The sequence below is a fragment of the Erythrobacter oryzae genome (assembly GCF_030271515.1).
GTDB lineage: Bacteria > Pseudomonadota > Alphaproteobacteria > Sphingomonadales > Sphingomonadaceae > Erythrobacter > Erythrobacter oryzae.
In genome coordinates this window covers 341,443-354,961 of the sequence record NZ_JASCXI010000003.1, presented here as the reverse complement: position 1 = coordinate 354,961, position 13,519 = coordinate 341,443, and the positions used below count along the sequence as shown (strand labels likewise).

Annotated in this window: 14 protein-coding genes; 8 read left to right on the top strand and 6 right to left on the bottom strand. The window is 68.7% G+C overall.

Annotated features, from left to right (window positions below; genetic code table 11):
* Window positions 1-7: 7 nt before the first annotated feature.
* The 4 genes from fdxA (at window position 8) to PFX90_RS10605 (ending at window position 2,434) form a co-directional block, all read left to right on the top strand.
* Window positions 8-346: a ferredoxin FdxA gene (gene fdxA, locus PFX90_RS10620; protein WP_285712416.1), complete on the top strand. Its 339-nt coding sequence runs from the start codon at window positions 8-10 to the stop codon at window positions 344-346.
* A gap of 263 nt (window positions 347-609) precedes the next feature.
* Window positions 610-1,143, top strand: coding sequence for a CarD family transcriptional regulator (locus PFX90_RS10615; protein WP_285712415.1), 534 nt, complete (start codon window positions 610-612; stop codon window positions 1,141-1,143).
* Window positions 1,144-1,277: 134 nt separating this feature from the next.
* Window positions 1,278-2,060 carry a GIN domain-containing protein gene (locus PFX90_RS10610; RefSeq protein WP_285712414.1) on the top strand — a complete coding sequence of 261 codons (783 nt, stop codon included), beginning with the start codon at window positions 1,278-1,280 and terminating at the stop codon, window positions 2,058-2,060.
* 41 nt (window positions 2,061-2,101) lie between these two features.
* Window positions 2,102-2,434, top strand: coding sequence for a hypothetical protein (locus tag PFX90_RS10605; protein WP_285712413.1), 333 nt, complete (start codon window positions 2,102-2,104; stop codon window positions 2,432-2,434).
* On the opposite strand, the gene PFX90_RS10600 is transcribed toward PFX90_RS10605, so the two are convergent.
* The gene (locus PFX90_RS10600) at window positions 2,431-3,348 is read right to left on the bottom strand and encodes an L-threonylcarbamoyladenylate synthase (protein ID WP_285712412.1); all 918 of its coding nucleotides are present in this window, start codon (window positions 3,346-3,348) and stop codon (window positions 2,431-2,433) included. The two genes, PFX90_RS10605 and PFX90_RS10600, sit on opposite strands and share 4 nt — an antisense overlap.
* Before the next feature lie 73 nt (window positions 3,349-3,421).
* On the opposite strand from PFX90_RS10600, the gene PFX90_RS10595 reads away from it, so the two are divergent.
* Window positions 3,422-5,164: an acyl-CoA dehydrogenase family protein gene (locus PFX90_RS10595; protein ID WP_285712411.1), complete on the top strand. Its 1,743-nt coding sequence runs from the start codon at window positions 3,422-3,424 to the stop codon at window positions 5,162-5,164.
* A gap of 1 nt (window position 5,165) precedes the next feature.
* Window positions 5,166-5,978 carry a DUF815 domain-containing protein gene (locus tag PFX90_RS10590; protein WP_285712410.1) on the top strand — a complete coding sequence of 271 codons (813 nt, stop codon included), beginning with the start codon at window positions 5,166-5,168 and terminating at the stop codon, window positions 5,976-5,978.
* Here the strand turns inward: PFX90_RS10590 and PFX90_RS10585 are convergent.
* Window positions 5,975-7,453, bottom strand: coding sequence for a PQQ-dependent sugar dehydrogenase (locus tag PFX90_RS10585; protein ID WP_285712409.1), 1,479 nt, complete (start codon window positions 7,451-7,453; stop codon window positions 5,975-5,977). The two genes, PFX90_RS10590 and PFX90_RS10585, sit on opposite strands and share 4 nt — an antisense overlap.
* Before the next feature lie 75 nt (window positions 7,454-7,528).
* On the opposite strand from PFX90_RS10585, the gene PFX90_RS10580 reads away from it, so the two are divergent.
* Both PFX90_RS10580 and PFX90_RS10575 read left to right on the top strand, forming a co-directional pair.
* The gene (locus PFX90_RS10580; protein ID WP_285712408.1) at window positions 7,529-8,029 is read left to right on the top strand and encodes a GAF domain-containing protein; all 501 of its coding nucleotides are present in this window, start codon (window positions 7,529-7,531) and stop codon (window positions 8,027-8,029) included.
* A gap of 107 nt (window positions 8,030-8,136) precedes the next feature.
* The gene (locus PFX90_RS10575; RefSeq protein ID WP_285712407.1) at window positions 8,137-9,051 is read left to right on the top strand and encodes a hypothetical protein; all 915 of its coding nucleotides are present in this window, start codon (window positions 8,137-8,139) and stop codon (window positions 9,049-9,051) included.
* A 94-nt stretch (window positions 9,052-9,145) separates the two neighbouring features.
* On the opposite strand, the gene PFX90_RS10570 is transcribed toward PFX90_RS10575, so the two are convergent.
* Genes PFX90_RS10570 through mnmG form a run of 4 tightly spaced genes read right to left on the bottom strand, consistent with a single transcriptional unit; the run spans window position 9,146 to window position 13,412 of the window.
* The gene (locus tag PFX90_RS10570) at window positions 9,146-10,120 is read right to left on the bottom strand and encodes a ParB/RepB/Spo0J family partition protein (protein ID WP_285712406.1); all 975 of its coding nucleotides are present in this window, start codon (window positions 10,118-10,120) and stop codon (window positions 9,146-9,148) included.
* A complete protein-coding gene (locus PFX90_RS10565; RefSeq protein WP_285712405.1) occupies window positions 10,117-10,893 on the bottom strand; it encodes a ParA family protein in 777 nt (258 codons plus the stop codon). Before PFX90_RS10565 ends, PFX90_RS10570 begins: the two co-directional genes overlap by 4 nt.
* A 45-nt stretch (window positions 10,894-10,938) precedes the next feature.
* The gene (gene rsmG, locus PFX90_RS10560; RefSeq protein WP_285712404.1) at window positions 10,939-11,565 is read right to left on the bottom strand and encodes a 16S rRNA (guanine(527)-N(7))-methyltransferase RsmG; all 627 of its coding nucleotides are present in this window, start codon (window positions 11,563-11,565) and stop codon (window positions 10,939-10,941) included.
* Window positions 11,562-13,412, bottom strand: coding sequence for a tRNA uridine-5-carboxymethylaminomethyl(34) synthesis enzyme MnmG (gene mnmG, locus PFX90_RS10555; RefSeq protein WP_285712403.1), 1,851 nt, complete (start codon window positions 13,410-13,412; stop codon window positions 11,562-11,564). Before mnmG ends, rsmG begins: the two co-directional genes overlap by 4 nt.
* Window positions 13,413-13,519 lie beyond the last annotated feature (107 nt).

Genomic DNA, 13,519 nt, shown 5'->3' with positions numbered 1-13,519 from the left:
AGCCGCAATGACTTACGTCGTCACCGAAGACTGCATCAAGTGCAAGTACACCGACTGCGTGGAAGTGTGCCCGGTCGACTGTTTCTACGAAGGCGAGAACATGCTGGTGATCAACCCCAGCGAGTGCATCGACTGCGGCGTGTGCGAGCCGGAATGCCCGGCCGAGGCGATTCTTCCCGACACCGAGGACGGGCTCGAAAAGTGGCTCGAACTCAACACCAAGTTCTCGGCTGTGTGGCCCAACATCACCAGCCAGAAGGCCCCGCCGGAAGATGCCGACGCCTTCAAGGGCGAAAAGGGCAAGTTCGAGAAGTACTTCAGCGACGCGCCGGGCGACGGGGACTGATTTCGCGCGCCTTTTGCGCCATCTGCAAAGTCCGGCAGGCCTGCGCAAACGCCGACTCGCAATTTTGTTGCAGACGTGCTATATAATGTCGTGACCGCGCCGGACCCCGTCCGCGCAGGCGTCCAGAAACCAGGAAGGCCCGACACCAGCAACCCCCTAACCGGACGTGTCCACCCGGCGCTCGCCCCGTGAGGGGTTGGGTCGCGCCGCCGGGTTTTTCGTCTCTCTCCCGTTGCCAGGTCGGCCGATTGAAAGGAACGTGCATGGCGAGCACCGCGAACGCATTCACCGTCGGCGATTATGTTGTCTACCCGAAGCACGGCGTGGGCCGGGTGATCGAGCTTCAGAAAGAAGAGATCGCCGGGATGCAGCTCGAGCTTTACGTGCTGCGCTTCGAGAAAGAGCGCATGACCCTGCGGGTGCCGACCAACAAGGTCGAAGCGATCGGGATGCGCAAGCTTTCGTCGGACAAGACCCTCAAGCAGGCGATGGAAACGCTGAAGGGCAAGCCCAAGGTCAAGCGCACCATGTGGTCGCGCCGCGCGCAGGAGTATGAAGCCAAGATCAACTCGGGCGACCTCGTGTCGATCGCCGAAGTGACCCGCGACCTGTTCCGCCCCGAAGACCAGCCCGAGCAGTCCTACTCGGAACGCCAGATCTTCGAAGCGGCCTCGAGCCGCCTCGCCCGCGAACTGGCGGCGATGGAAGAGACCGACGAGCCCACCGCGCTCGGCAAGATCCTCGACGTGCTGCGCGAACACGCGCCGCAGTACTACGACACCGCCGAGGAAGCGTAAGCTTCTCCGCCAAGAGTTTGAAAGGGCCGTCCTTCGGGGCGGCCCTTTTCGTTTGGGCGTCGGCGCAGGCCCGCCCCCTTGCACCCCGCCCGAAGGTGTATTACATCAGCAATACGCCAACGGGAGAGACACGCATGATCCACCACCGCCTCGCGCTGCTGCTCGCCGGCACCGCCGCCCTCGCCGCCTGCGACGGCGCCGATGTCGAGATCAACGGCCAGAAGGGCGTGCCCCTCTCCGAAATCGAACTCGCCGGCGCGGCGCCCCCCAAGGTCTTCCTCGCCTCGGGCGACAACGTGATCGTCACCGAGGGCAACACCTTCACGATCAAGGTCGAGGGGCAGGACACCGACACCTTGCGCTTCGTGCGCGACGAGGAGGTGATCGGCATCACCCGCGTCGAGGGGTGGAACGGCAACAGCACCGCGACCATCAGCATCACCATGCCCGCCCCCAAGGAAATCATCATCGGCGGCGCAGGCACGGTCAAGGCGCAGGGCCTCGCCAGCGAGGCCGCGATCAATATCGGCGGCAGCGGCACGGTGGAATTCGAGAAGTTCTCCGGCCAGACCCTCGGCATCAACATCGGCGGCAGCGGGACGGTGCGCGGCGCGGGCACGACAAAGGAGCTGAAGGTGCTGATCGGCGGCGCGGGCGAGGTCGAGATGCCCGCGCTCAAGGCCGACCAGGCCGAAGTCACCATCGGCGGCAGCGGCGACGTCGCCTTCGCCTCGGACGGGACGGTCGAGGCGACCATCGGCGGCGCGGGCGACATCAAGGTTTCGGGCAGCGCCAAGTGCACCGTCAACGCCTTCGGCTCGGGCACGCTGACGTGCTCGCCCGGCAGCGGCGGCGCGAGCGCGGCGATCCCGGCCGCGCCCGCCGCCCCCGCCGCTCCGGCAAAGCCCGCGGAATAGGGTTTGCCAGATCGCAAGCCCTGAGCGAGACTGTGCGGGCCATGTCCCCGCACCGAATCCTCGCTCTCGTGCTTGCCGCCCTCGCCCTCCAGGGGTGCCTCGCCAAGGCCGTGGTCGGCGTCGCCACCGCGCCGGTGCGGGTAGTGAGCAAGGGCGTCGACCTCGCCACCACCAGCCAGTCCGAAGCCGACGAGAAGCGCGGGCGGGAGATCCGAAAATACGAAGAGCGGCTGGCCGAGCTTGAGGCGACATACAATTATCACATGGAGCGGTGCAGCTCCGTCGATGCTGGCGCATGCGACGCGGCAAAGGCGGTCGATGCCGAGATCGAAGAATTGCGGAAGGCCGGACCGGGAGGCCCGGACAGCGATTAGGCCGCCGCCCGCTGCAGCCGGTCATTGATCGCGCGCCCCACGCCCTCCTCCGGCACTGGGGCAACCGCGATGCGCGGCGCAGCCGCGCGAGCGCCCTCGTGCAAGGCCGCATAAAGCCGCGCGGCAGCCTCGGTCAGGTCGCCGCTGGCGGACAGCGTCACATCCCCCGCCACCGCACCGAAGCCGATCAGGAACTCGCCCTCCTCCGCCGCCAGCGCGTTCAGCCGCACGGGCTTGCCGGGGGCATAGTGGCTGGCGAGCTGGCCCGGCGCCTCGATCCCCTTGCCCCCGCCCAGCGTGCCCGCCGCGATCGGCCCCGGCCGCAGTTCCTCGACGCTCCCGTCGGCGCGCACGGCGACGATGGTCGATTCCACCCCGGCCTGCGTTGCCCCCCCGTCCAGCACTATGTCGATCCGCCCGTCGAGCGAGGCGAGGACGTGCGCAGGGCTAGTCGGGCTGATGAACCCACTGCGGTTGGCTGAAGGCGCGGCGAGCGGGAAGCCGCATTGCTCCAGCAGCGCCTGCATCACCGGATGCGCGGGCGCGCGCAGAGCGATGGTTGGGAGCCCCGCGGTCACCGCCGCCGCCAGCCCCGCTTCGGCACGGCGGGGCAGCACCAGCGTCAGCGGCCCGGGCCAATGAGCTTCGGCTAATGCCCGCGCCTCCGCCGAGAATTCGGCATAGCGCTCCGCCTGCTCCACCCCCCGCACATGCACGATCAGCGGGTTGAAGTCCGGCCGGCCCTTCGCAGCATAGATCTTTGCGACAGCCTCGGCAGAATCCGCCCGCGCGGCCAGCCCGTAAACCGTCTCGGTCGGCACCGCCACCAACCCGCCCGATTCGAGGATTCGCGCGGCCTCGGCGATCCCTGCGGCATCCGCCAGCCGCACTTCCGTAACGTTCTTGCCGCTCATGCCCCGGCGCTATATTCGTTTGCCCGCCCTGCCAAGGCCGGGCGCAATTTCCCACCTCAAGGACGCCCCCAAAGTGACCCCCTTTACCCCGCCGACCGCCGACCAGCTGCTCGCCATCCGCGTCAATGCCGGGATTGGCGAGCTGGCGCAGACCGAACGCTTCGCCCATGCCGAGGCCGACCTTGTCGAGGCCATCGTCGCCGGAGTCGGCCAGTTCGCCGCCGGAGAATTCGCGCCGCTCAACCGCAAAGGCGATCTCGAGGGCGCGAAGCTCGAGAACGGCGTGGTGCGCCTGCCCGAGGGCTTCGAGGCCGCCTATCACGCCTATGTCGAGCAGGGCTGGAACGCCATCGCCTCCCCCGCCGCCCATGGTGGCCAAGGCCTGCCCTTCACCCTCGCCTGCAACGTTCTGGAGAACCTCGGCGCGGCCAACATGGCCTTCACCCTGCTGCCGATGCTCTCCGTGGGCGCGATCGAGGCGCTGGAGCACCACGGCTCCCCCGCCCAGCAGGCGATGTATCTCCCCAAGCTGGTGAGCGGCGAGTGGTCGGGCACCATGAACCTCACCGAACCCGCCGCCGGGAGCGATGTCGGCGCGCTGCGCTCGACCGCCGAGCCCATCGAGGACGGCGAACACGCGGGCAAATACAAGATCACCGGCCAGAAGATTTATATCACCTGGGGTGAGCACGACCTCGCCAAGAACATCATCCATCTCGTGCTGGCGCGGCTCCCCGGCGCACCGGAAGGCTCGCGCGGGATCAGCCTCTTCGTGGTGCCCAAGTATCATGTGAACGCCGACGGCTCGCTCGGGCCGAAGAACGACCTTCGCTGCGTCAGCCTCGAACACAAGCTCGGCATCAATGCCTCGCCCACCTGCGTGATGAGCTACGGCGACAACGGCGAATGCATCGGCGAGCTGGTCGGCGCGCCCAACAAGGGGCTCGCGGCGATGTTCACGATGATGAACAACGCGCGCATCAATGTCGGCAACCAGGGCGCGCAGATCGCCGAGCGGGCGACGCAGCAGGCGCTCGCCTATGCGCGCGACCGGGTGCAGTCGGCGCGCGCCGGTTCGCCCGACAAGACCCCGGTGGCGATCATCGAGCACCCCGACGTGCGCCGCATGATCCTGCGCATGAAGGCGCTGACCGAGGGCGTGCGCGCGCTGCTCTACTACTGCGCGGGGCAGGTTGATCGCGGGAATCTCGGCGACGAGGCGGCGAAGACCCGTTCGGAGATTCTCGTGCCCCTGCTCAAGGCATGGGGCACCGATGTCGGCGTCGAGGTCTCGGGCCTCGGCATCCAGATCCACGGCGGCATGGGCTTCGTCGAGGAGACCGGCGCCGCGCAGCACTGGCGCGATTCGCGCATCGCGCCGATCTACGAGGGCACCAACGGCATCCAGGCTGCCGACCTCGTCACCCGCAAGCTGGGGCTCGAGGGCGGCGAGGCGCTGGTGGCGCTGTTCGAAGAGATCGCGCGCGAGGCTGCCGAGGAATATGCCCTTGCTTCGCTGGCGATGGACTGCGCCAGCGTCGCCCGCTGGATGCGCGACGATGCGAGTCTCGACGATCGCCTCGCGGGGAGCGTCCCCTTCTGCACCATGGCCGCAGTCTGCGTCGCCGGGTGGCAGTTGACCAGGCAGGCAGCAGCCGTTGCCGCCGGGGCCGCTCCCGAACTCGCGGCGACCAAGCCGGTGACGGTGCGCTTCTTCCTCGACCGGATCGTGCCCGAGGCCGCGGGGCTGAAGGCCGGGGCGGTGGCGGGGGCGGAACTGCTCTACGCCCTGTCCGCCGAAGCGCTGGTCGCCTGACATGGATGGGGGCGCGCTGGAGCGGATCGCCGCCGCTTTGGAGCGCCTCGCGCCCGCGCCGCTGCCGCCGACCGACTGGCTGGGAGCGCCTGCTTACGTGTGGGAGGGGGAGCGGGCGCGGCCGGTGCCCGTGCTCGATGCCCTGCCGCTCGAGGCGCTCCACGGGATCGAGGCGCAGAAAGTTGGCTTGCGCAACTTGTGCGCCCGACTGGCGAGCGGCGCGGCGGCGCATGACGCGCTGCTGTGGGGCGCGCGCGGGATGGGCAAATCGGCGCTGGTGCGCGCCTGTGTGGCGGATGTGCAGAGGGAGACGGCGGGGCTGGCGCTGGTGCAGCTCGCCCCCGGCACGCTCCCCACCTTCCCCGCGCTGATCGCCGAGCTGGCGGGCGAGACCCGCGCCTTCCTGCTCTTCATCGACGATCTCGGCTTCGGGGCCGAGGCGCGCGCCGAGATGCTGGCGCTCAGGAGCCTGCTCGAAGGCGGCATCGCCCCGCGCCCGGCGCATATCCGCCTCGTGGTCACCGCCAACCGCCGCGGGATCGTCGAGCGGCAGGATACCTCCGCCGCGATCCACGAACGCGACGAGCGCGACGATGCGCTGGCGCTCGCCGACCGCTTCGGGCTGTCGCTGGGCTTCCACCCGGCGGACAAGGACACCTATCTCGCCATTCTGGAGGGCTACACCGCCCCGCTCGGCCTCGCCTTCGATCCCGAGGAGGCGATGGCCTTCGCGATCCAGCGCGGCAACCGCTCAGGGCGCACCGCGCTGCAATTCGCGACTGAATTGGCCGGGCGGGCGGGCAAAACCCTCTAGTTGATCTTCTGCCCCGCCTGCTCGCGCAGGTAATCCGCCTCGAACTTCGCGCGCGGGTCGATCAGCTCCGAGGGCGGAAGCGATTTGCCCTGGAGCCGCGCGATCGCGGGGGCGGGCGCGGCGCTGGGCGAGCGGACGCGCCAGATGATCCCGGCGGTGTCGTCCGACACCAGCAGCGAACCGTCACCGCCCCACGTCACCCAGGTCGGGCGGCCGCGGGTGGTGCCGTCGTCCTTGAGGAAGCCGGTCAGCACCGGCTTGGGCTTGCCCACGGGATTGCCGCGATCGTCGAAGTCGACGAAGACCACGTCATAGCCCGAGGGCGGCTTCCTGTTCCACGAGCCGTGCCGCGCGATGAAGACCCCGCCGGCAAAGCCCGTCCCCATCCGGTCGCCCTCCTTCGAGAACACCATGCCCAGCGCCGCGACGTGCGGCCCGAGCGCAAATTCGGGCTTCCTCACATATTCCATCAGGAAGCGCGGCATCGGCGCATCGACGCGGCGGTCGCGCTGGGTGCGGTAATAGACCCAGGGCCAGCCATATTGCGCGCCCACCGGCACGTTGGTGAGGTAATCGGGCACGAGGTCGCTGCCGAGCATGTCGCGCTCGTTCACCGTGGTCCACAGCTCGCCGCTCCAGGGCGAGAAATCGAGCCCGTTGGGGTTGCGCAGGCCCGCCGCGAACTGGCGCTGGCGCTTGGTCGTGAGGTCATATTCCCAGATCAGCGCGCGGCCTTCCTCGATTTTCATGCCCTGCTCGCCGACATTGCTGACCGAGCCGACCGCGACATAGAGCTGCTTGCCATCGGGCGAGAGCTTGAGGTTGCGCATCCAGTGCCCGCCGCCGGGGGCGAGGTCCATGATCTTGGTCCCCTTCCCGCTCACCGCATCGGCCCCCAGCGCATAGGGGAAGGCGAGCACGGCATTGTGGTTGGCGATGTAGAGCGTCCCGTCGAACCACGCGAGGCCCGAGGGCGAATCGAGGCCCTCCTGCGCGATCACCTTGCGGGTTTCCGCCGTCCCGTTGCCGTCGGCATCGCGCAGCAGCACGATCTGGTTGGGCGACTGGCCGGTCGCGCCGGCCTTGCTCATCAGGATGCCTTCGATCCAGCCCTTGATCGCGTCCATCACCCCGGTGTCGCGATTCTTGTCCTCGGGCGCGCGGGTCAGGCTGACCAGCACGTCGCCGTTGGGGAGGGTGTAGAGCGTGCGCGGATGGTCGAGACCCTCGGCGAAACGGGCGACGTCGAGGCCTTCTGCGGGCGTCGGCGCCTCATTCGCGGCCCAGCCCACGGGCTCGGCGACCTGCACGGTGGGGAAGGTCTGGGCATCCGCCTCCTGCAGCACCGGGTCTTTCCCCGCGACCTCCTCGACGCTGAGATCGGCGGTGTCGCCGCGGCTCACGAACCAGAACCCGGCTCCGGCCACCACGATGAAGACAGCAAGAGCGATTGCGATTTTGCGGAAGAATGCCATGTGGCACGGGATAAAGCCCGGCAGCCACTGCGGCAACTGTGAACCTGCGGCCGCCGGACAGGAAAGGCCTATCCCATGTATGATTTCAAACCCGCCGCAGCGCTTCCCGCGGAAGAACTCTATCGCGAGCTCCTCGCCGCGGCGGGTGCGCTGACCGCGGGCGAGCCCGACGGCGTCGCCAACATGGCCAATGTCGCGGCGCTGCTGTGGGAATTTCTGCCCGATCTCAACTGGGCCGGGTTCTACCGCGTGGCCCCCGCCAAGACCGGCGAAGGCGAGGAGCTGGTGCTCGGGCCCTTCGTGGGCCGCCCGGCCTGCATCCGCATCCCCTTCGGCAGCGGCGTGTGCGGCGCGGCGGCGGCAGGCGGAGCGACGCAGCTGGTCGCGGACGTCCACGCCTTCCCCGGCCACATCGCCTGCGACGCCGCCAGCGCGAGCGAGCTGGTGGTGCCGGTGCTGCGCGACGGGGCGGTGATCGCGGTGATCGACCTCGACAGCCCCACCCCCGCCCGCTTCACAGCTGAGGATGCCAGGGGGATCGAGGCGCTGGCGGAATTGCTGGCCGACCGCATCTGATCCTTCCCGAAACGGGACAGAAGCCACACCCCGCTTGGGCACCCTCCCTGACAATGTTAGTCTTTTGCTAACCATCAGCTAACCTGCTGACTCAGGGGGATTCGCCCATGCCCAAGACCTACGCCACCCTTCCGCTTGCCGCCCTCGCGCTGCTGGCCGTGCCCGCCGCCGCGCAGGCGCAGGCCTATGGCGACCTCCCGCCGCTCGCCCCGATGGGCCAGAACGAGCTGCGCGCGCTGCCCGCCGACATGCGCAGCGCGCCGGTCCCGGCCCCCGCCCCGGTCACGGCGATCCGCCCGACCGAGACGGTGACGATCGAGAACGGGGTCGAGACCATCACCCGCACCCGCTACATCAACGCCCCCGGCGTCGTGCCCCCGGGCCCGCCGCATCAGGGCTATGCGCCGCAATACTTCCCCGGTCAGGGCTACGCCCCTGCGGGCTACAGTTATGGCTACGGCGCGGCGCCCGCCGTGTTCGAGCGCCAGCAGTGGATCGACGAATGCCGCCGCCGCACCCGCGGGCAGAACCGCGACAACACCGGCCTCATCATCGGCGGCCTCCTCGGTGCGATCGGCGGGGGGATTGCCGGTTACGAGATCGCCGGCGCGGGTGACCGCGTGCTCGGCACGGTGCTCGGCGTGGGCGGCGGCGGGCTGATCGGCGGCCTCCTTGGCAGCCTGTTCGACGGCGACAAGAAGAAGAACCTCTACGACTGCGAAGCCGCGCTCGACAGCTACCTGTCGGCCTATGGCGCGCCGGGCGCGAGCCGCGTGATCGCCCAGCCGGGCTACGCATACGGTTACGGCTACCCGCAGGCCTATTCCTACGGCTACACCTACGCTCCGCCGCCGCAGGTGGTCCTGGTGCCGGTGCGCACCGAGGTGCAGCAGCAGGTCGTCGTGCGCGAGACCGTGCGCGAGGAGGCCTACACCGTCCCCGGCGCGACCCGCGTGATCCCCGAGCGCGCGCCCTCGGGCAAGCTGATCCGCCAGCGCGGCAAGGTCACCCGCCAGCGCTGATTTTTCGAGATACCCCCCTCGGGGGTCAAAGCAAAAAGCCCCGCAAGATCAGGCGACCTTGCGGGGCTTTTTCATGCGCGCTCGGCGCCTTTTCCTAAAATTCCCCGCCCGTGAGCCGCTGGCACAGCAAATCGAGCTGGTCGAGCGTCGTGTAGCGGATCGTGATCGTGCCCTTGCGTGGGTCGGCCTCGGGCTTGATCTTGACCGTCAGGCCGAGAAACTCCTCGAGATGCTGCTGCACCGCGACGATATCGGCGTTCTCGGCGGGCACATAGGCAGGCTCGGCCGGGGCCGCGGGCTTGCTCGCGGGCTTACGGGTAAGCGTCTCGACATCGCGCACCGAAAGCCCCTCGGCCACCGCGATCGCGGCGAGTTCCCGCGCATCGTCGCGGCCGATCAGCGCACGGGCGTGGCCCATGGTCAGCTTGCCCTGCTGGATCAGGTCGAGCACGTCGTCGGGCAGCGTCACCAGCCGCATCATGTTGGCGACATGGCTGCGCGACTTCTCGACCATCTTGGCGATGTCGACCTGGATCATCCCCTCGTCCTCGGCGAGGCGGTGATAGGCGCGCGCTTCCTCGACCGGATTGAGGTCCTCGCGCTGCAAGTTCTCGATCAGCGCGAGCGCCATGACCTCGCGGTCCGACAGGGGGCGCACCAGCGCCGGGATCTCGTGCAGCCGCGCCTTCTGCGCGGCGCGCCAGCGACGCTCGCCCGCTACCAGCTGGTAGCCGTCGCCCTCGGGATGGGGGCGGACGATGATCGGCTGGATCACGCCGCGGGTGGCGATCGAGGCGGCCAGCTCCTCGAGCGCGGCCTCGTCGAAATATTTGCGCGGGTTGCCGGGGAGCGGCTTGATCTGCGCGAGCGGCACCATGCGCAGCGGCGAGGCGCCGGACTGCGGGGCCTCGGCTGAGGCGATCGCAATCTCCTCGCGGCGCACCAGCGGCTCCTCGCGCCGGGTCTCGCCCAGCAGCGCGCCCAGCCCCTTGCCGAGGCGACGCGGCTTGTCCGTTCCCGCGCGCGAAATTGCCGTAATATCAGCCGTTTGGTTCACTTCGTCAGTCATGCCGCCTGTCTTTCTGCGGGAAATCGCCCGATCAGCTCGCGCGCGAGGGCCATATAGGCGCGGCTGCCGGTGCAGTGCTGGTCATAGATCAGCGCGGGGAGCCCGTGGCTCGGCGCCTCGGACAGGCGCACATTGCGCGGGATCACCGTCTCGAACACCAGCTTGCCGAGGCAATCGCGCACATCGTCCGAGACCTGGTCGGTCAGCCGGTTGCGCCGGTCATACATGGTGAGCGCGACGCCGATGATGCCGAGCTGCGGATTGAAGCGCTGCTGGACCTGGTCGACGGTCTGGAGCAGCTGCGACAGGCCCTCGAGCGCGAAGAACTCGCACTGCAGCGGCACCAGCAGCGTATCGGCGGCGCACAGCGCATTCAGCGTCAGCAGCCCTAGCGACGGCGGGCAGTCGATGAAGCAGATGTCGTGCCCCGTGTGCCCCTTCAGCGCCTTGTCGAGCCGGTGGGTGCGCCCCTCGACCGAGACCAGCTCCACCTCCGCCCCCGAGAGGTCGACCGTTGCCGGGACGATATCGAGCTTGGGGATCGCCGAGCGGACGATCGCGCTGTCGAGCGACACCTCGTCGACCAGCAGATCATAGCTCGAAACCTCGCGCGCGGAGGAATGCACGCCCAGCCCGGTCGAGGCATTGCCCTGCGGATCGAGGTCGATCAGCAGCGTGCGCCATCCCGTCGCCGCCATGGCCGTGGCGATGTTGATCGCGGTGGTGGTCTTGCCCACTCCGCCCTTCTGGTTGGCAATCGCGATCGTGAGCATGGAAGAATCCTGTCCTGTTCGCGCCGATCCGCGCGGAAATGCGCCTCACCCCTTCACGATGATCCCCGCCTCGGGATCGGTCAAGGAATGTTTCACGTGAAACATTGCCCGAATCGAAGGCTTCAGTGACTCCAATTCCTGCGCCGCCGAGCGCCCCTTGGGCAACACGTAAGCCGTGCCCCTTGTGGAGAAGGGTGCGGATAGTTCGAGAAGTTTGGGGAGCGGCGCGAAGGCGCGTGCCGAAATGGCGCGGGCTGCGAAGGGGGTGACACGCTCAAGCCGCTGGCCCTCGACACGGCATTTGGGGAGCTGGAGCGCGGCGATAACGTGCTCGAGAAACTCCACACGGCGTGCGCGGGATTCGACCAGCACCACGGGCATATTGGGGTGGAGCGCGGCGATGACGAGGCCCGGGAAACCGGGCCCGCTGCCGAGATCGAGCCAAGGGCCGCCTGCGTTGGCTCCGAATGTTTCACGTGAAACATTTTGGATGAGCTGTGCGGAGTCGGCGATATGGCGCTGCCAGATGTGCGGCTCGGTCGCCTTGGCGATCAGGTTCTGGCGGCTATTCTCCTCCAGCACCAGCGCGGCGAATTGCTCCAGACGCGCCATCCCCGCACCGTCGGTCAGCCCGGCGACATAGGCGCGGGCTTCCTCTTCGGTGACGATCATGCCGCTGCCTTGCGCCGCGCATGAACCAGCAGCGCCGAAAGCGCCGCCGGCGTCACCCCCGGCACCCGCCCCGCCGCCGCCAGCGTACCGGGCGCGGCCTTAGTCAAGCGCTCGACCATTTCGTTGGAGAGCCCCGGCACCTCGGCATAAGGAAAGTCCGCAGGCAGCGGCAGCGCCTCACTCGCCCGCAGATCGCGCAGCTCGGCGTCCTGCCGCGCGAGATAGGGCGCATAGGCCGCATCCTCCGCCATCTCCTCGGCGAGCAGCGGGTCGAGCGCCGTCACCTCGCCCAGCCACGGGGCGAGCGCCTCGGGGGTGACACCGTCATAGCGGAGCCACTCTGCGATGGTCTTCTCGCCATGATCGCGGCGGACGGGCAGGCCCGCGTCGGCGAGATCGCGGGCGTGGATGCGCTCGGAATGTTTCACGTGAAACATTTTTCGAATCTCCTCGCGCCGCTCCCACCATGCACGGCGCTCCTCCCCGATGCACCCGGCCGCGATGCCCAGCCCCGTCAGGCGCGTCGCCGCATTATTGACGCGCAGACGCAGGCGATATTCGGCGCGGGCGGTGAGCATGCGGTAGGGCTCGGACACACCCTGCAAGGTAAGGTCGTCGACCATCACCGCGATGTAGGAATTGGCCCGGTCGAGCCGGGGCGCAGCCTTGCCCAGCGCGGCCGCAGCCGCCTCGAGCCCCGCGACCAGCCCCTGCGCTGCAGCCTCCTCGTAGCCGGTTGTCCCGTTGATCTGCCCCGCGCAATAGAGCCCGGGGATCGCCCTCACCTGCAAGTCCGACGTCAGCGCGCGCGGGTCGATGTGGTCGTACTCGACCGCATAGCCCGGCTGCACGATCTGCGCGCGGGAACAGCCCGGCATGGTGCGGACGACCTCCTCCTGCACATCCACCGGGAGCGAGGTGCTGATCCCGTTGGGATAGACCAGATGGCTGTCCAGCCCCTCGGGCTCGAGAAACACCTGATGCCCCTCGCGGTCGCCGAAGCGATGGATCTTGTCCTCGATCGAAGGGCAATAGCGCGGCCCCGCCGCCGCAATCGCGCCCGAGAACAACGGCGAGCGGTGGAGGTTGGCACGGATCGCATCGTGCCCCGCCTGCGTGGTGCGGGTGATGGCGCAGAACACCTGGGGGTTGATCCGGCGCGGGGTGAGCGGGGACATGGTCCACGCCTCGCCATCGGAAGGCTGCTCCTCGAGCATCGCCCAGTCGATGGTGCGGCCATCGAGGCGCGGCGGGGTGCCGGTCTTGAGCCGCGCCATCGGGAGCGCCGCCCCGCGCAGCTGCTGCGCGAGGCGGTGCGCAGCGTTTTCGCCAATCCGGCCGCCCTCGAAGCGCTCCTCGCCCCGGAACAGTATCCCGCCGAGGAAGGTGCCTGTGCACAGCACCAAATGTTTGACGTGAAACATTGTGCCGTCGGCGAGCTCCAGCCCCGCGACGCGTCCGCCCTCGAGCACCAGCGCGGCGGCCTCGCCCTGCACCAGCGTCAGATTGGGTTGCGCGCGCACCGCCGCCTGCACCGCCGCCTTGAAGCGCACCCGGTCGGCCTGCACGCGCGGGCCCCAAACGGCACTGCCCTTGGAGCGGTTGAGCATCCGGTAATGGATCGCCCCCGCATCCGCGGCGCGCCCGAGCACGCCGTCGAGCGCATCGACCTCGCGCACCAGATGCCCCTTGCCGAGGCCCCCGATGGCCGGGTTGCAGCTCATCGCGCCGATGGCGTTAAGGTCAAACGACACCAGCCCCGTGCGCGCGCCCATGCGCGCCGCCGCGCAGGCAGCCTCCACGCCGGCGTGACCGCCGCCAATGACGAGGACGTCGAAGGAATGCATGCGCGGGCAGATAGGGTCTGAGGGGCGACTCGTCAAAGATGATTCGCGTGCGGTTCGTGCGAGTCGGAATGTTTCACGTGAAACATCGGAGCGACCCGCAGTTCAAT

What these genes read in the sequence shown, in the direction of transcription:
- fdxA (WP_285712416.1), top strand. Translation starts at nt 8, where the DNA reads ATGACTTACGTCGTCACCGAAGACTGCATCAAGTGCAAGTACACCGAC.
- PFX90_RS10615 (WP_285712415.1), top strand. Translation starts at nt 610, where the DNA reads ATGGCGAGCACCGCGAACGCATTCACCGTCGGCGATTATGTTGTCTAC.
- PFX90_RS10610 (WP_285712414.1), top strand. Translation starts at nt 1,278, where the DNA reads ATGATCCACCACCGCCTCGCGCTGCTGCTCGCCGGCACCGCCGCCCTC.
- PFX90_RS10605 (WP_285712413.1), top strand. Translation starts at nt 2,102, where the DNA reads ATGTCCCCGCACCGAATCCTCGCTCTCGTGCTTGCCGCCCTCGCCCTC.
- PFX90_RS10600 (WP_285712412.1), bottom strand. Translation starts at nt 3,348, where the DNA reads ATGAGCGGCAAGAACGTTACGGAAGTGCGGCTGGCGGATGCCGCAGGG.
- PFX90_RS10590 (WP_285712410.1), top strand. Translation starts at nt 5,166, where the DNA reads ATGGATGGGGGCGCGCTGGAGCGGATCGCCGCCGCTTTGGAGCGCCTC.
- PFX90_RS10585 (WP_285712409.1), bottom strand. Translation starts at nt 7,453, where the DNA reads ATGGCATTCTTCCGCAAAATCGCAATCGCTCTTGCTGTCTTCATCGTG.
- PFX90_RS10580 (WP_285712408.1), top strand. Translation starts at nt 7,529, where the DNA reads ATGTATGATTTCAAACCCGCCGCAGCGCTTCCCGCGGAAGAACTCTAT.
- PFX90_RS10575 (WP_285712407.1), top strand. Translation starts at nt 8,137, where the DNA reads ATGCCCAAGACCTACGCCACCCTTCCGCTTGCCGCCCTCGCGCTGCTG.
- PFX90_RS10570 (WP_285712406.1), bottom strand. Translation starts at nt 10,120, where the DNA reads ATGACTGACGAAGTGAACCAAACGGCTGATATTACGGCAATTTCGCGC.
- PFX90_RS10565 (WP_285712405.1), bottom strand. Translation starts at nt 10,893, where the DNA reads ATGCTCACGATCGCGATTGCCAACCAGAAGGGCGGAGTGGGCAAGACC.
- rsmG (WP_285712404.1), bottom strand. Translation starts at nt 11,565, where the DNA reads ATGATCGTCACCGAAGAGGAAGCCCGCGCCTATGTCGCCGGGCTGACC.
- mnmG (WP_285712403.1), bottom strand. Translation starts at nt 13,412, where the DNA reads ATGCATTCCTTCGACGTCCTCGTCATTGGCGGCGGTCACGCCGGCGTG.